Origin of the sequence: Bradyrhizobium retamae (assembly GCF_001440415.1) — a bacterium.
Lineage (GTDB): Bacteria > Pseudomonadota > Alphaproteobacteria > Rhizobiales > Xanthobacteraceae > Bradyrhizobium > Bradyrhizobium retamae.
This window is the reverse complement of sequence record NZ_LLYA01000192.1, coordinates 158012-174294: the sequence shown is the minus strand read 5'-3', so window position 1 is coordinate 174294 and position 16283 is coordinate 158012. Positions and strand designations below refer to the sequence as shown.

The window sequence follows — 16283 nt, the reverse complement described above, 5'->3', positions numbered from 1 at the left end:
GGGCCTCGATCGGACCGCGACTTAAGACGGCATATACTTGCCCTTGGCGGCGTCGCACTTTTCCTTGGTCATGGCCGAGAAGCCCTGCCCTTTGCAGGCGTTCTGGCCCTTGCAGGCATTGCTGGCACCCTTGCAAGCGCTCTGGCCCTTGCAGGCATTGGCGCCGACGCACTTACCTTCGCCGGCGGCATAGGCCACGGTCGATACGGTGGCGCCGGCCAGGAACAGGGTGGCTGCAGCGGCAGCGAGGGTGGCGCCGGACTTCGAGGTCATCTTCATTTATTTCCTCCAAAGGAAGTGTGAGGGTGCATCGCCCGCAAGCCGCGACAGTTCCGGCCGACAAACTGCACCCGGAGACAGCTACGTGGCGGGTCTGGATTTAGTTACACGCGAAGCCGACTTTATTTAGCCGCACGGTCGAAACAACGAGGGTCCGGCAAGCGCTGGGCCCTCGTTGCACCTGATCAGAACCATTAACCCTTGACGAACTTGGCGCCCATGGCGGCGCAAGCCTTCTCGGAGGTCGCCGAGAAGCCTTGACCCTTGCAGGCGTTCTGGCCCTTGCAGGCGTTGGCCGCGCCCTTGCAGGCGCTCTGGCCCTTACAGGCATTGCCGGCCATGCACTTGCCCGCGGCGGCGTTCGCCGGCGTCGATACCGTCGACACCACCGAGCCGGCGAGGAACAGGGTGGCGGCGGCAGCGGCGAGCGTCGCGCCGGATTTGGAATTCAACTTCATGACGATCTCCTCGATGATTGTTTGAAGACAAAAAGTGACGCCGTGAGACCTGTTGATCGTTCGATCACAGACCCCACTGACGCAGGGGAGGGACGGATGGCAATCAGATCGCGGTGGCTTGCCGGAGGACCTCAGGTCTCCGTGATTTGAGTGCTCATCCGAAACCAGCTACGGGGGAGGGGTCGATTTGGTTACAGAATCTCAAAAGAAAATTTTCTTTTTTGCGGTTGGACGTCCCGTCCATGTCTAACCCCGGCGGCTTGAGAGTATTTCATTTGCGTGCTGCAGTGATCTCCGCAAGCGCGCGCCGCGCAGAAAGCGCGGCGCTTCAACGGATTAGCGCAAGCATCGGCGGTTGTTTGCGTTGCACAACGAAATTCGATCCAGCTACCCACGCACAGGCTTCAGCTTCGCCATCTGTGCGACCGTAGTCCGCAACTCCTCGGCATTGAAGGACGGAAACGAGCAGATGCGGTTGCTGCAGGCGAACGCGGCGGGTTCGCCGAGATCGGGATATTCGACGTCGGGGTTGGGCAGCTTGCCCTCGCGCAGATCGAGCCATTCCAGACGCTTGTAGCGGGCCGGCAGCGCGCGCGCCAGCGCATGCAGGTCTTTCGCGCGGGCGTCGTCCTTGTGTCCGACGATCGTCATGTGAGTGGGTTCAACCGCGAGCTCTTCGTCGGCGAGCAGAACGCCGGGCAGGGGACGCATCATTCCGGCCGAGGCGCCGGCGAGATAACGCATCGCGTGCGCGGCCTCTTCGCGATAGGCCTCGTTGCCGAAGTAGCGGTTGAGCAGGTTCATGAATCTGACGACCTGCACCTGATCGTCGATCAGCTTGGCGGGCACACCGGTTTTGCCTTCCGCCGTCTTCGAGGTCACGAAGCCGCCGGCCTCATCGTGGAAGGTCGCGATGAATTCGCCGCCCTTGGCGGCTCTGGTGAGCCAGTCGCGATTTCCGGTGGCCGCATAGAGATCGAGGAAGGCCTGGCCCATCGCCAGCGTGTCGTCGATGAATGGCCCGCCGCGATCCTTTTCACCGTGCCGGAAGCCGCCATCGGGGAGCGCGCGGTTTTCGATCACCCATTTCGCCGCGCGCTCTGCGATCGCCAGCACCGTCGGATCGTTGGTGACGTTATAGTAGGCCGAAAGCCCCGAGATCGCCCAGCCGTTTTCGCGCGCATACAGGTTCTTGTCGATGCGCGGCATGCCGAGCTTGCGCCGCTCGCCGTCCGACAGCGCGTAGTATGTATGTCCGTTGGTGTCGTGATCGAGATCGGCATCCTGGCTGACATAGAACGCGCCCTCGGAACTTCTAAGAAACTCCGCGAGATAGCGTTCGATGTTGCGTGCGGCAGCAAGATATTTCGGATCCTTCCACAGCGCATAGGCCTGGCTGTATTGCCGGAGATATTGCGCCTGGAACGATATGATCTTTTCGAAATGCGCGTGCGTCCAGGAGCCCGCTTCGGAATATTGGTACACGCCGCCCCAGACCGGATCGATCAGCGCGATGGCGGCATCGAGCGTCTGCCGGGCGCGCTTGGCCGCCGTGGCGTCGCCGGACTCGGCGCGGGTGATCGCAAGGTCCATGCTGTCGGCGTCAATGTATTTCTGGTTCTCGCCCCAGCCGCCGAGCTGTTCCTTATAGGATTCATCGACATTCTTCATCAGCGCGGCGCGCTGCTCCTTGTCGAGAAAGGCCGAGGTCGACGGCTTCACCTCAAAGGCTTCGCCGACTGACGGTCCGGGCGAGGGATCGTCGATGATCGCCTTGAGCAGCGCCTGCATGCGCTCGGGCTCGATATATCCCCTGAGTTTGGCGATCTCGGTGCCGTCGGGGCCGAACACGATGGTCGCCGGCCAGCCCCAGTCGCCATAGCGGCTCGACAGATCGGGATTGGCATCCTGATCGAGCCGCACCGGGATATATTTCGCCGCCAGCAATTCCTTGACCTCGGGATTGGCGTAGGTCGTCTTCTCCATGACGTGGCACCAGTGACACCATACGGCCTCGAGATCGAGGATGACGAAACGCTGTTCGGCCTGCGCGCGGGCGAACAGATCGTCGCTCCACTCACTCCATTTTGGCCCGTCCGAACCAAACGACGGCGATGCCGCAAGCGCGGCGAGGGCGAAGGCGGCAAGGTGGACGAGTTTCATGGTAGCTCCCGGAAGCGTGGCGTTTTCTCCAGCTACGCAGCCAGCGAGATCAGGGCTCAAGCATTGGCCGATGTCACGGGATTGTGAGTGTCAGGTTGAGGCTTTGGGCTGACCGCTGGCATTCAGCAGCAGCCGGTCCAGTGACGCCGCGCCGGGGCCGGCAATCGCAAGCCACATGAAGCCGGCGAAGTAGGCAGCTTCCTCAAAACCGAGCAGCGTCTCCAGCGAGTCGACATCGCCCCATTTCGCCGACTTGATGGCGACGACCATGACCACCGCCAGCATCGCGGCCGGGATTCGCGTGAACAGGCCGAGGATCAGCATGGCGCCGCCGAAGAATTCGACGCCGGCCACAAAGGGGGTGAGGATGCTGGGAAACGGGATGCCCCAGCCGATAAAGTTTTCGGTGACCTGCGCCAGATGATTGAGCTTGCCCCAGCCGGCCAGCATGAAGGTGTAACCGACGATGAGCCGCATGATCAGCGGGCCGGCCCAGAAAAAATGCGAGGCGATCTGCGCCGGCAACAGGATGAGCAGATTGACGATGGAATACATGCGGCCCCCTTGAGATTTCGTGACGCCGCGACCTGCGGCCACGTCGCGGCCGCGGTGGCGGCAGTCTGGTCCTGACAGGAAATTCGATCGCGCCGACCCGCTTGTTACGGGGGCTTAGCCGAAATTTTGCAGCGCGGGAAAAGTCTCCAGCAGCCAGATGCTGATGCTGGTGACGGAGCCGGTCAGGAAGCCGATGCCGGTGATCACCATCAGGACGCCCATGGCTTGCTCGACCTTGCCGAGGTGCCGCTTCATCCGCGCAAACAGCGAGGAGAACTGCTCGATCATGAAGGCTGCCAGCAGGAACGGGATTCCGAGCCCGGCCGAATAGACCGCGAGCAGGCCGGCGCCCTTGGTAACGGTGGCCTCGGCGGCCGCAATCGACAGGATCGCCGCCAGAATGGGGCCGATGCAGGGAGTCCAGCCGAAGGCGAAAGCGAGCCCCATGGCATAGGCGCCCCAGAGGCCGACCGGTTTCGGCATCGGCATCCGCCCCTCGCGCATTAACAGTCCGATCCGGGTCAGGCCGAGGAAGTGCAGGCCCATGATGATGATCACGATGCCGGCCAGAATCGAGAGCTCCGCCGACCAGGCGCGGATCAGGCCGCCGATCAGCGAGGCGCTGGCGCCAAGCGCCACGAAGACGGTGGAAAAGCCGAGCACGAACATCAGCGCCGATGCCATCACCGCGCGCTTGGAGGCCTGCGTCGGTCCATCATTGGCCACATGCTCGATGGTCGCGCCGGTGAGATAGATCAGGTAGGGCGGCACCAGCGGCAGCACGCAGGGAGACAGGAAGCTGACGAGACCGGCGATCAGGGCCGCCGGGATGGAAACATCGTGCATCGCATGACCTTCGAGAATTGCCGCAAGGCATAGCGCCGTCTTCGCTTGTACGGAACAGGCAATCGATAAGTTTCGTCGCCATTACGGCTCAACATCGGTCACAGAGCCGTGTCCGGGGCGCCGAAATTGCCTCGCCGGCGAAACAGACGCTGGTATGGTCCCGTATTGCGGTAATCAGACCGTCAACGAGACCCCGCATGCACCTCGGCATCCGCACCGCCATTTCCGCCCTCGTGCTGACGTCGATTGTCGTCAGTGCCGTCGGCGTGCATCTTTTGTGGTGGCGCACCGCCCATCAGGTCAGCCAGACGCTCGCCAACACCATCAACGACCAGATCGTATCCGCGGTCAGCGACGAACTGCAGTCGGTCACTTCAGAGGCGCGCTCCTCCATGATGGCGGTGCGAACGCTGCTGGCCGAAAAAGTGTTCGACCCGCGCGACGCCCGAAAACGCGAGATCGTTTTCCGCTCGCAGTTACTGTCGCAACCGACGATCTCCTGGGTGGCATTCGGCTGGCCGGACGGCTCGTTCTTTGCCGGGCACAAGCTCGGCGACAACGTCATCGAAATGCTCGAAATCACGCCCGACCGCAATTTGCGCATCAATCGATACGAATTCGTCGGCAACGATCTTCGGCTCAAGGCGAGCTGGTTCGAAGACACCGACTATTCCGTGACCGGGCAGGAATGGTTTCGGGTCGCCAAAGAAACCAACGACGAACACTGGTCGACGCTGACGACACATCCGCGCGGGGAGCGGCTGGCGGCGGCCTTTTCTGCCCCCATCGAGATCGATCAGAAACCGGCCGGCGTCGTTGCGATCATCATCGAGCTGACCCGCGTCTCGAATTTTCTGTCGCAGCTCACGGTCGGCAAATCCGCAGGCGCCTTCATTCTCGAACGCGACGGCAAGGTGGTGGCCTCGCCCGATCCCGATGCCAGCGAACTGGTGGCGCTAAAGACAGATCACCCGCTGTTTCCGGTTGCGGTTGATGCGATCCGAAACGCCGGTAGCGCCTATGAACCCGGCGAGGGGCAGCCGTTCAACACGACGGTGACGCGGGACGGCAAGGCCTATCAGGCCGTGATCACGCCGATATCGTTTCCGGGTTGGTCGCTGGTGACGGTGGTGCCGGAATCGGAATTTCTCGGACCGGTCCAGATGACGATCCGAAACCTGCTGATCGGCCTTGCGGTCCTGATCGTATTTGCCGGGCTATTGTCGGCATGGCTCGCCCAGCGCCTGATCGCAGCTCCCCTGATCAAGGTGGTGAACGAGATCAGGCATGTCGAGCGTTTCGACCTCGACAAGGTGCAGCGGCATCCGTCGCGGCTGGCCGAGATCGGAAACCTGTCGGGCGCGATCGGCGACATGGCGCAGGGGCTTGCCGCTTTCGGAAAATACATTCCGGCCGACCTGGTCAAGCGGCTGATCAGCGACGGCAACGGCGCGCGGCTTGGCGGCGCGGTGCGGCCGATGAGCGTGATGTTCATCGATCTGGCCGGCTTCACCGGCATATCGGAGCGGCTCGGCGACCGCATCATCCCGCTGCTGTCGCGCTATTTCGGTTGCGTCTCGGCGCAGATTCAAAGCCAGAACGGCACCATCGACAAATTCATCGGCGACGCCGTGATGGCGTTCTGGGGTGCGCCGTCGCCCAATCCCGATCATGCCGTCGATTGCTGCCGGGCGGCCTTGGCGTGCCGGCGCGCGGTGGCAGAGGCCGGCCTCGTTGACGACCACGGCCAGCCGGTCAGGATCCGCATCGGCATCAATTCCGGCGACATGCTGGTCGGCAATATCGGATCGGAGGTGCGGCTGAACTACACCGTGATCGGCGATGCTGTGAATATTGCGAGCCGTCTGGAGAGCACCAACAAGGTGTACGGGTCGACGATCATCATTGGCCCCGAAACGCGAAGGCTCGCCGGGAAGAGCATCGTGGTTCGCGAACTCGACCGGCTGGCGGTCTATGGCCGTGCGGGCGGTTTGCAGATCTATGAATTGCTTGATATGGCCGGCGATATCGGCGCACCCGCCTGGGTGGCTTCGTACGAGGCCGGGCTTGCCGCCTGGCGCGCGCGGGATTTCTCGGCTGCGATCGGCGCGTTCGAGAAAGTGCTGGAAATCCGCGAGCACGATGCAGCGTCGACGACGATGATCGAGCGCTGCAGGCAACAGCTCGAAAATCCGGCCGGCGAAGATTGGGACGGAACGACGGTGGCGCGGACGAAGTAGCCCGGCGCGGCTGTGCCGCCTTGCCTTGCGGGGGCGGTTTGGCCATAGAAATGCCGGCCTTGACGCTGCATTCGCTTGGCGATCGATAGGGAAGCCGTTCCGCGTTGAAAGTGCTGTTGACCCATACGCCGCAGTCGCGCGCCCAGTAACTACGGCGACCGTAGTCTTGCCGGGCTGCAGGCCGTCGCGCAGGTGAAACTGCACGAAGCAAGCGACGCGCTCGACGCAGCTGGCCTGATCGAGGCCGCCCGCGATGTCGACATCATCGTGGCGGACCGGCTCACCGCGGGGCCGAGCGAGATATTTTTGAAGCTGCCAAAGCTGCGCGCCTTCGTTCGTTGCGCAGTCGACATCCGAAACGTCGACGTCGAAGCCGCTTCGGCCGCCGGCGTATTGGTCACGCGGGCAGGGCCAGGCTTCGTCCAGTCGGTCGCCGAACTCGCGCTCGGCTTCATGGTCGATCTGTCGCGCGGGGTTTCACGTGCGACAGCCGACTACCATGCCGGCCGCAGGCCGGAGGTCATCATGGGCCGGCAACTGGCCGGCAGCCGCCTCGGCATCATCGGTTATGGCAGCATCGGCCGTTACCTGGCTGAAATCGCCCAGGTGTTGGGCATGGAGATCATGGTCGCCGATCCCTTTGCGACGGTCAGCGACGCCGCGATCCGGCATGTGCCGCTCGACGAACTGCTTGATCGTTCCGACTACGTCGTCTGTCTCGCCATCGCCAACGAGCAAACCGAAAATCTGATCGGGCAGGCCGCGCTGGCCCGCATGCAGAAGCATGCCTTCTTCATCAATTTGTCGCGCGGCAATCTCGTCGACGAGGCGGCGTTAGCAGCGGCGCTCCGCGAGAAACGCATCACCGGTGCTGCGATGAATGTCGGCCGCGCGCTGGACCAGATGCCGTCGCCGGAGCTCGCAAGCCTGCCGAACGTCATCGCGACGCCACATATCGGCGGCCTGACGCCGCCCGCGATCGAGAGCCAGTCGCTGGAGACGGTGCGGCAGGTGGAGGCGATCGTTGCGGGGCAGATGCCGGTCGGCGCGGTCAATACAGATCGGTGGAGGCGGCGGGCTTCCATACCGTAAAGATAGCATCCTTGTGTCGACTCAACGTCAACGGGATTGCGCGTGCGACCTGTAGCTGGGCGAGGGCTTCGACCAGTCTCAACATGGTCAGCAAGCGCAATCGATGCGCTTCCTGGTTGTTGTAGGCGGTTTGGCGAAGTAGCATATCGTGTCGCGTACTAACCGCTTAGCTGACGGTTCAGATGAAGTGCCCCAGGTGCGAACACGACAATCGGGCTGAAGCGAAGTTCTGCGAGCAGTGTGCCGCTCCTTTGGAGCATGGCTGTCCAAATTGTGGTAGCTTCGTGTCATCGGGAGCCAAGTTCTGTTCCCAATGCGCCCACCCAATTGGACTTGACGAAGAACATCGAGCGGTAAACCGCTTCTTGTCACCGGACAATTATACTCCAAAACATCTCGCCGTCAGGATAATGACGACGAAACGGGATCTTGAGGGTGAACGCAAACAAGTCACCGTGCTATTTGCCGACATCGTCGGATCTCTCAGAATAATAGCAGATCGCGACCCTGAGGAAGCGCAGAAGCTCCTCGATCCCGTTCTGGATCACATGCTCGAAGCCGTTCATCATTATGAGGGCATGGTGAACAGGGTCATGGGGGACGGCATCATGGCGTTGTTCGGAGCCCCACTAGCGCATGAAGATCATGCCGTGCGCGCATGTTATGCAGCCCTCAGGATGCAGCAGACGATTGCCCGCTATGCGGAAGAGATCCGCCGCGCTTACGGCGCGCCAATAACGATCCGGGTCGGTATCAACTCCGGTGAGATTGTAGTCTCCTCAATCAACAACGATCTCTACATGGACTACACGGTAGTCGGACAGACGGCGCATCTGGCATCCCGCATGGAGCAAATGGCGATGCCGGGTTCTGTGCTTGCCGCTGCCGATACTATCCGCCTCGTTGAAGGATACGTCGAAGCCAAGTCACTCGGCGAAATGACGATCAAGGGACTCGCGAACCCAGTTGAAGTCTTCGAGATCACCGAAGGGGGCTTTGAGCGGACAAAGTTGCAGGCTGCCGCCTCACGCGGGTTGACGCCGTTTGTCGGTCGCGAACTGGAAATTCAACAACTCACTCAGGCGCTGGATCACGCCCGAGGCGGTCATGGTCAGGTCGTGGCAGTCGTCGGCGAGCCCGGCATGGGCAAATCGCGCCTGATTCATGAATTCGTTCACTCGTTCCGGACCGAAGACTGCCTGGTTCTCGAAACAAATTCGGCTTCATACGGTCATGCGGCATCGTACCTGCCGGTGATCGAATTGCTCCGGCACTATTACTTCAAGATCAGTCAACGCGACAACGCCAAGTCGATCCGCGAGAAGGTGACAGAAAAGATCCTGGCACTCGATCCTTCGCTGCAGGACGTAATCCCGCCGCTGCTCGATCTGTTGGACGCTTTGGATGCAGGTCATCCGTTCCAATCGCTAGATCCGCTCCAGCACCGGCAGCACACTTACCAGGCGATTACCAGATTGCTGTTGCGCGAGAACCATGTGCAACCGGTCGTCGCCGTGTTCGAGGATTTGCACTGGAACGATTCGCTGACCTTGGGTCTTCTGAACGAAATCGTCGTCAATGCACGCGATGCGCGCTTACTGCTGTTGGTAACCTACCGTCCGGAATTCCATGACGGCTGGAGGGGCCGACCGAATTACCGCAATCTGCGTTTGGAACCTCTTCAAAGCGAAAGTCTCACCACGCTTCTGCATTCACTTCTGGGATCTGACCCGGCACTCGAAAACCTCAAGGATTTTGTTCTGGATCGCGCGGGTGGCAATCCGTTCTTCGTGGAAGAACTGGTTCGAACGCTGGTGGACCGCAAGGTGCTGGAGGGGGCGCGACAGAACTACAGGATGGTCAAGCCAATTTCGGGAAACGAAATCCCACCCACTGTACAGGCCGTTCTCGCCGCGCGTATTGATGCGCTGGCAAAGGCCGAGAAGAGGCTGCTGCAGGAAGCAGCGGTCATCGGATACGACGTTCCGCTCTCTCTGTTGAAAGAAATAAGCAATCTTCCCGACAGCGAACTTCGCGGAGTTCTCGACAGTTTGCAGTCGGCCGAGTTTCTGTTTCCCACCCAGTTATTTCCTGATCTTCAATTTTCCTTCAAGCATGCTCTCACTCACGATGTCGCCTACGGGGGTCTGCGGAGCGAGCGCCGCCGCGACATCCATCAGAGCGTCGTTCTCGCGATAGAAAACGTTTATGCCGCCCGCATCGGCGAGCATGTTGAGCGACTGGCTGATCATGCGCTACGTGGCGGGCTTCAGGAAAAGGCCGTGACGTATTTGCGCCAGGCCGGAACGAAGGCTGCGGATCGAGAAGCCTATCCTGAGGCCGTAATCCTCTTCGAGCAAGCCCTCGAAGCGCTGGCCGGATTGCCGCAAAGCAAGGAGGCCATTCAGAAGGCGATCGATATCCGTTTCGATATCCGCAACGTGCTGCAACCGCTCGGTGATCGCGACCGTATTGCCGCCCGGCTGCGCGAAGCGGAGCAATTGGCGGATCGAATCGGGGACAAACAGCGTAATGGATGGGTGCAGTCCTATCTGACCGAACAGTTCTGGATGCTCGGCCGATACAAGGAATCGATCGCGGCCGGAGAACGCGCCCTTGCGGTTGCCGAGCCGCTATCTGATTTACCTCTTCAGGTCGTCACCAATCTTCCTCTCGGATTGGCGCATCACACGCGGGGAGATTACAAGAAGGCGCGCGAATGCTTCGGCTGGAACGTCCTCCATCTGGAGGGCAATCTGGCCAGCCAGCGTTTCGGAATGTTCGTCCTGCCCGCCGCGTTCTCGCGTAGCTTTATCGCATGGGGCTTGGCCGATACCGGACAATTTTCCGAAGCGTTCAATATCGGCGAAGATGCCCTTCGCATCGCCGAAAATGCGAGTCATCCCTTCAGTTGCGGTTACGCGCATCTCGGTCTCGGTGTCGTCGCTTTGCGTCAGGGGAATTTACGGCGCGCCCTGCGCTCTTTTGAACGCGCGCTGGCAGCCGGCGCATTTGCAGATAGCCCTGTCGGCTTCGCCTACGTTGCGCTGCATTTTGGTTATGCCCTTGCGCTAGCGGGCCGGGCGAACGAGGGAATTCCAATTCTGGAGCAGAGTATCGAGGTCGCGGAATCCAAAGGCTTCGTCGCGCGTCATTCGCTGCGTCTGGCTTACGTCAGCGAGGCTTACCTTTCGCTCGGACGCGAGGGCGAGGCGCTGAAGGCGGCCACGCGTGCACTCGAGCTCGCGCGCAAACATGAGGAGCGAGCAAACGAGGCTTACTCGTTGCGTATGCTGGGCGAGGTCGACCTGTATCGAGGAAAGCTGAGCGATGCGGAGAGTTGGCTTACTCAAGGTGTAGTGCTTGCTGAAGAATTAGGAATGCGACCGCTGGAAGCGAACTGCCACAAGGGGCTCGCGAACGTGTTCGATCTTGGCCATCGGAAATCCAGCGCAGAGCACCACCGCAGCATTTCCAGGTCGCTCGCAGACGCGATGGAAATGCGCTTCTGGGGCTGAGCTTGTGAACTTGTAGATGTCGGGCTAGATTTCGTTCGCTTGGCATTTGTACAAGGCAACGGGGAGGGCGGCCCATGGATGAGAATTCGCTTCTGCTTGGTATTCAGGAGATGCGAAGCGATTCCGATTACCACGCGGCGGAGGTACTGCGCCGAGAAACCGATGGCGGTGCTGAAGCCATGGCCGCCGCTCCATCAGATAGCAGAGAGCACGCGGCGGTTCGGCTCCTTATCGTTACCTGGGAGTCGATCGCGGTCCTGATGCGCGGTGTCAGAGCCAAGGACAAGATCTACGAAGTTACTCCGATATGTCACATGTATGAGGTGCTTGAGCCGGCGATCAGATACTTCAGGAAGGAGACGCCGGAGTATGCAGCAAACTTTGAGAAATTGAATGTCGACTATCGCGCCTGGCTAAAGAAGAAAAAGAAGGGTGCCAGCTATGAGAGCGCCGCTTGCGGCGGCATGCATGCGCGATTTGGCTAACCTGGCCGTCAGCGAGAGCCTCGGCTCTCGCTTTTCAACCTGGCTGCTTCGTCCATATCTTGACCTGGGCCGGCTCCAAGCCGGACCCACCCATGCCAGATCTATTGACGCCGGCTGGCAAGCCTATGCCGATCCGGATAGCCCTTCCTTCCTTCCACAACGTGCATTGTCGCCCGGTTTTCGCGTGCAGCTCGCAGAGCAGGCCGGCGCGCCTTATGCAGTCAGCGATCCTCGTGATCTTGCCAAGGATCTGCGTACTGATCGGTGGCGCAAGCTTTGTCAGGACCTTGAGCTTTGGCCAAAGCTTTCGTCCGCGCGCAAATGCCGGTTGGCGGCGCTTCTTCACTCGATGTGCCTGTACGAGCCATTGCTCAAACTCATTCCGGAGGATTGGTCCAGTGACAGCGATGCTGATCCTCGCGCCGCACAACTCGCGTTCTGCCGGGCATCGGCAAAATTCATGCTCGATATGCCGAAACGAACGTCCAGCTACGATTCCGGGACCATGTCCGCTTTTGAGAGTATTGCGATCGATGACCAGTGCCACGCGCCCGTAAGGTTCAATGCAACAGCAATGGTCTTCGTTCAGAAAGCCAAGGCCCGCGCGCCACTCGCTGAACTCGATGACTGGGGCAAGCGGTTCGAGATTGCCTTTGCCGCCGTGGAGGACGGCGAGAATGGATTTACCGCGCAATTGTTCAAAAGCAGATTTTATCGGGGAATGGGCTTCCTTCCTCAAGCTGCGGGCAACCGGGAAGCGATGTTCAGGACAATGGACATTGCGGAGCGCCAGGCGCGGGACCTTGCGCCAACGACGGCGGCGGAGGAGATTCTTTATCGCGAGAATCTGCATGCGGTGTTGGAAAGCCGAACCAAGGAAGCGCTTTGGCTGAATGATCTCGAGCTGGCAGCATCGAGGGCCTCCGACCTAACACGGGTAGACCCGTACGATTCGAAGGCCTGGGTTGAGCTCGGTCAGGTCCATTACCTTAAGGGTAATTGGCAACGCGCGGCCGAAGCGTATATCGTTGCGGCGATGCTGGGCCCTCCAGCGAGTTCGGTCGGCCGGTACATGGCCGGCGTTTGCTTCAGTAAGTTGGGTCTGGAATTTCTGGCAGCCTTTCTGTTCAAGGAAACCCTGGAGATCGACCCGCTCGGAATATCCTCCCGTCAGGAAATATTTGATTTGCCGGACATTGAGGTCCTGGACACGCTCAAGCAGTGGGCGCGCTCGAACATTAGATTATGACTTCTCTCGCTGTCGAAACGTAATCGAGCTCGCAAGTTGTGATGCGTCTCCCCTTCTTCTACGGCTGGCTGATCGTCGTGGTGACGTTCGTCACCATGGCGATCGGCGTCAATGCGCGGACGGCGTTCTCGCTGTTCTTTCCGCCGATCATTGGCGAGTTCGGATGGGATCGCGGCGTCACCGCGGGCGCGTTTTCGTTCGGTTTCGTGGTTTCCGGCGGCGTCAGCCCGCTGATCGGGCGCATGATGGATCGCCTCGGGCCGCGTGCAGTGATGGAGCTCGGCGTTGCGCTGATGGGCGGCGGGCTGTTGCTGGCGCCGCTGACGACACAGCCTTGGCATCTCTATCTCACCATCGGCGTGCTGGTCGGCGCGGGCAGCGTGTGCCTCGGCTATTCCGGCCAATCGCTGTTTCTGCCGAACTGGTTCATCCGCCGCCGCGGGCTCGCCATGGGGCTCGCCTTTGCCGGCGTCGGCATCGGCTCGGTGACCCTGCTGCCGTGGGTGCAGCACATGATCGAGCAGACCGGCTGGCGCACCGCCTGCACCGCGATGGGCATCCTGGTGCTCGCCGTGCTCGCACCGATCAACCTTCTGCTGCGAAGACGGCCGGAGGATATCGGGCTATTGCCGGATGGCGACGCGGCGCCGTCGGCGACATCTGCCGCGCCTCGCTCGAACGTCGTCGATCCCGTGTGGGCCGCCACCGACTGGACGCTGCGCCGCGCGCTGCGTACCGCGCGATTCTGGTGGATCGCGCTCGGCTACTTCTGCGGCCTGTATGTCTGGTACGCGGTGCAGGTGCACCAGACCAAATACCTGCTCGACATCGGCTTCAGTGCCAACGTCGCGGTATGGGCGCTCGGCGTCGTCAGCCTGCTCGGCATACCGGGCCAGATCTGGCTCGGGCATCTCTCCGACCGGATCGGCCGCGAATGGATCTGGGCCATTAGCTGCGCCGGGTTTGCGATCTGCTTTGCGGCGCTGATCGCCTTGAAGTTCGCGCCGGTACTGGCTTTGGTCTATCTCATGATCTTCACGCAAGGCGCGCTCGGCTATGGCCTGACCTCGATCATGGGCGCGGTGGTGCTGGAGATCTTTCAGGGCAAGCAATACGGCAGCATCTTCGGCACCATCATGCTGGCGGCGCTGGCCGGAGGTGCGGCGGGTCCATGGGCGACCGGGCTGCTGTACGACCTGTCAGGCAGCTATACGCTCGCCTTTGCGCTCGGCATTGCCGTCAGCATTCTGTCGGCGGTGGCGATCTGGCAGGCATCGCCGGGCAAGGTGAGGGCGGTCGCGGGACAAATGCACAAGGCGCCAATCAAGCACCATACAGCGTAGCCGCGGGGATGCGAAGCATCGCCCGGAGACACACGGATATTTTCGTCTCATGCCGATGAAATTCCCATCGCCCGTTGCAGGTCGCCGATGGCGCGAAAAAAGCTGTCGGGCGGCGTGGTCTCGGGATCGATCAGGCGGTGCAGGCGAAAGCCGTCCTCCAACGCCAGCACCAGCGCGCCGGCCCATGGCGGATTGAGAATAGTCGTTCTGCCGCTGTTCCTGGCCGTGGTCTCGATGATGTCGGTGACCAGCTTTCGCCGGGCGCGCAGCCGCTTGGCAAGTTCGGGCCGGCGCTTTTCGGCGCGTGCCACGAACAGGATCATTTCCATGTGCAGCAGGGGAGAGCGGCCGAGCGGATCCTGCCGGCTTCTATTCATGGTCTTGAGCGCATCGATGAAGTCGGCGAGGTTCTTGTGCCGCTCGAGCAGATCGCGGATGCGTCCGATCGATTGCTCGACGTGATCCTCGAGCATGGCGATGATCAGTTCGTCCTTGCTCTTGAAGTTCGAATAAAATGCCCCGCGCGTGAAGCCGGCCGCCGCCGCAATCGCCTCGATGCTGGCGCCGCCAATGCCCTGTTCCTCGAACACGCGCGCAGCAGCCTCGAACAGCTTTTCGCGGGTGTCATCCCTTGTGGGTCTGGTTCGCACTCTTGACATCTGTCCAGTTTAGGCGAGAATGCAACTCAATACAATAATGTATCGAATTTCGACCGATCGGCCCCGGAGAAAACGCGCTGAATGGCGCACAGCCAGCAGGAGGTCACCATGAACGAGCATGTTCAGGCTGCCAGTAGCGCGCCGTTGTTCAATCCGCTGGCCCCGGAATTCATTCGCAACCCCTATCCGCATTACGAGCGGATGCGCACCACCGATCCCGTGCATCTGACGCCGTTAGGGATGTATGTCGCAAGCCGCCATGCCGAGGTCAGCCTCGTCATGCGCGACAAGCGGTTCGGCAAGGATTATGTCGAGCGCACCGTCCGCCGCTACGGCCCCAAGATCATGGACGAGCCGGTGTTCCGCAGCATGAGCCACTGGATGCTGCAGCAGGATCCGCCGGACCACACCCGCTTGCGCGGACTGGTGGTGAAGGCCTTTACCGCGCGCCGGGTCGAGGACATGCGCCCGCGCATCCAGCAGGTCGTCGACGAGACGCTGGATCGCATCATCCCGCAGGGGCGGATGGACCTGATCGAGGATTTCGCGTTCCGCCTGCCGGTCACCATCATCTGCGACATGCTCGGGATCCCTGAGGACCATCGTGAGGCGTTTTATACCGGTTCACGCGACGGCGGACGCCTGCTCGATCCGGTGCCGCTGTCGCCGGAGGAGATCAAGCAGGGCAACGCCAGCAACGCGCTGGCGGCGATGTATTTCCAGCAACTGTTCGATCTCAGGCGCAAAAGCCCAGGCGACGACCTGATCACCCAGCTGGTGCAGGCCGAGGAGGACGGCAGCAAACTCACCAATGAGGAACTGACCGCCAATATCATCCTGCTGTTCGGTGCCGGCCACGAGACTACCGTCAACCTGATCGGCAACGGCTTGCTGGCACTGCATCGCAATCCAGACCAGCTCGCGCTGCTCAAGGCGAGGCCCGAGCTCATCACCAACGCCATCGAGGAATTCCTGCGCTACGATTCCTCGGTGCAGATGACCGGGCGGGTGGCGCTGGAGGATATCGACGATCTCGGCGGAAAGCGCATCCCGAAGGGCGAGAGCGTGCTGTGCCTGCTCGGTTCGGCCAACCACGACCCGGCGGTCTATCCTGATAACCCGGAGCGGCTGGATATCACCCGGCCCAACGTGAAGCCGCTATCATTCGGCGGCGGCATCCACTTCTGCCTCGGGGCCCAGTTGGCGCGGATCGAGGCCGAGATCGCGATCTCGACCCTGTTGCGTCGGTTACCGGACCTGCGGCTCGATGACGCTGTCAATGCGGAATGGCGCCCGACCTTCGTGCTGCGCGGCCTGAAGCGCCTGCCGGCGAGCTGGTAACGCCCCGACGGACGGTTTCGGCCCTTGGCTCCGCCGATCCGGAGCTGGGCGGCTC

The 16283-nt window shown here is 61.3% G+C and carries 12 protein-coding genes and 2 pseudogenes; 8 read left to right on the top strand and 6 right to left on the bottom strand.

The window, feature by feature from the left end:
• Positions 1-21: 21 nt before the first annotated feature.
• From bufA2 (CQ13_RS33100) to CQ13_RS33075, 5 genes are all read right to left on the bottom strand, one after another.
• Positions 22-279, bottom strand: coding sequence for a BufA2 family periplasmic bufferin-type metallophore (gene bufA2, locus CQ13_RS33100; protein ID WP_057846977.1), 258 nt, complete (start codon positions 277-279; stop codon positions 22-24).
• Positions 280-473: 194 nt separating this feature from the next.
• Complete coding sequence (gene bufA2 / locus CQ13_RS33095) at positions 474-737, bottom strand: BufA2 family periplasmic bufferin-type metallophore (protein ID WP_176722064.1); 264 nt, start codon at positions 735-737, stop codon at positions 474-476.
• A 387-nt stretch (positions 738-1124) separates the two neighbouring features.
• On the bottom strand, positions 1125-2900 hold the full coding sequence (locus CQ13_RS33090; RefSeq protein ID WP_082637778.1) for a thioredoxin domain-containing protein: 1776 nt from the start codon (positions 2898-2900) through the stop codon (positions 1125-1127).
• A 90-nt stretch (positions 2901-2990) separates the two neighbouring features.
• Entirely contained in the window at positions 2991-3455 is a 465-nt protein-coding gene (locus CQ13_RS33080) for a DoxX family protein (RefSeq protein WP_057846974.1), read from the bottom strand.
• A gap of 114 nt (positions 3456-3569) precedes the next feature.
• Complete coding sequence (locus CQ13_RS33075) at positions 3570-4301, bottom strand: cytochrome c biogenesis CcdA family protein (RefSeq protein ID WP_057846973.1); 732 nt, start codon at positions 4299-4301, stop codon at positions 3570-3572.
• A gap of 197 nt (positions 4302-4498) precedes the next feature.
• On the opposite strand from CQ13_RS33075, the gene CQ13_RS33070 reads away from it, so the two are divergent.
• From CQ13_RS33070 to CQ13_RS33040, 7 genes and pseudogenes are all read left to right on the top strand, one after another.
• Entirely contained in the window at positions 4499-6541 is a 2043-nt protein-coding gene (locus CQ13_RS33070) for an adenylate/guanylate cyclase domain-containing protein (RefSeq protein ID WP_057846972.1), read from the top strand.
• 104 nt (positions 6542-6645) lie between these two features.
• A pseudogene (locus CQ13_RS33065) lies at positions 6646-7633 on the top strand (NAD(P)-dependent oxidoreductase).
• A 182-nt stretch (positions 7634-7815) separates the two neighbouring features.
• Positions 7816-7938: pseudogene (locus tag CQ13_RS47375) on the top strand (double zinc ribbon domain-containing protein); the annotation flags it as partial.
• Between the two features lie 105 nt (positions 7939-8043).
• Entirely contained in the window at positions 8044-11151 is a 3108-nt protein-coding gene (locus tag CQ13_RS33060; RefSeq protein WP_245309488.1) for an ATP-binding protein, read from the top strand.
• Between the two features lie 74 nt (positions 11152-11225).
• Positions 11226-11636: a hypothetical protein gene (locus CQ13_RS33055; protein WP_057846970.1), complete on the top strand. Its 411-nt coding sequence runs from the start codon at positions 11226-11228 to the stop codon at positions 11634-11636.
• The gene (locus CQ13_RS43715) at positions 11620-12885 is read left to right on the top strand and encodes a tetratricopeptide repeat protein (RefSeq protein ID WP_156434051.1); all 1266 of its coding nucleotides are present in this window, start codon (positions 11620-11622) and stop codon (positions 12883-12885) included. Before CQ13_RS33055 ends, CQ13_RS43715 begins: the two co-directional genes overlap by 17 nt.
• A 41-nt stretch (positions 12886-12926) precedes the next feature.
• Entirely contained in the window at positions 12927-14228 is a 1302-nt protein-coding gene (locus CQ13_RS33040; RefSeq protein ID WP_057846967.1) for an MFS transporter, read from the top strand.
• A gap of 47 nt (positions 14229-14275) precedes the next feature.
• On the opposite strand, the gene CQ13_RS33035 is transcribed toward CQ13_RS33040, so the two are convergent.
• Entirely contained in the window at positions 14276-14887 is a 612-nt protein-coding gene (locus tag CQ13_RS33035; RefSeq protein WP_057846966.1) for a TetR/AcrR family transcriptional regulator, read from the bottom strand.
• A gap of 108 nt (positions 14888-14995) precedes the next feature.
• Here CQ13_RS33035 and CQ13_RS33030 point away from each other — a divergent pair, with 108 nt between their 5' ends.
• A complete protein-coding gene (locus tag CQ13_RS33030) occupies positions 14996-16228 on the top strand; it encodes a cytochrome P450 (RefSeq protein ID WP_057847078.1) in 1233 nt (410 codons plus the stop codon).
• Positions 16229-16283 lie beyond the last annotated feature (55 nt).

Bases quoted from the DNA above. Each gene is read 5' to 3' on its own strand.
- bufA2 (WP_057846977.1), bottom strand. From the start codon at position 279: ATGAAGATGACCTCGAAGTCCGGCGCCACCCTCGCTGCCGCTGCAGCC.
- bufA2 (WP_176722064.1), bottom strand. From the start codon at position 737: ATGAAGTTGAATTCCAAATCCGGCGCGACGCTCGCCGCTGCCGCCGCC.
- CQ13_RS33090 (WP_082637778.1), bottom strand. From the start codon at position 2,900: ATGAAACTCGTCCACCTTGCCGCCTTCGCCCTCGCCGCGCTTGCGGCA.
- CQ13_RS33080 (WP_057846974.1), bottom strand. From the start codon at position 3,455: ATGTATTCCATCGTCAATCTGCTCATCCTGTTGCCGGCGCAGATCGCC.
- CQ13_RS33075 (WP_057846973.1), bottom strand. From the start codon at position 4,301: ATGCACGATGTTTCCATCCCGGCGGCCCTGATCGCCGGTCTCGTCAGC.
- CQ13_RS33070 (WP_057846972.1), top strand. From the start codon at position 4,499: ATGCACCTCGGCATCCGCACCGCCATTTCCGCCCTCGTGCTGACGTCG.
- CQ13_RS33060 (WP_245309488.1), top strand. From the start codon at position 8,044: ATGACGACGAAACGGGATCTTGAGGGTGAACGCAAACAAGTCACCGTG.
- CQ13_RS33055 (WP_057846970.1), top strand. From the start codon at position 11,226: ATGGATGAGAATTCGCTTCTGCTTGGTATTCAGGAGATGCGAAGCGAT.
- CQ13_RS43715 (WP_156434051.1), top strand. From the start codon at position 11,620: ATGCGCGATTTGGCTAACCTGGCCGTCAGCGAGAGCCTCGGCTCTCGC.
- CQ13_RS33040 (WP_057846967.1), top strand. From the start codon at position 12,927: ATGCGTCTCCCCTTCTTCTACGGCTGGCTGATCGTCGTGGTGACGTTC.
- CQ13_RS33035 (WP_057846966.1), bottom strand. From the start codon at position 14,887: ATGTCAAGAGTGCGAACCAGACCCACAAGGGATGACACCCGCGAAAAG.
- CQ13_RS33030 (WP_057847078.1), top strand. From the start codon at position 14,996: ATGAACGAGCATGTTCAGGCTGCCAGTAGCGCGCCGTTGTTCAATCCG.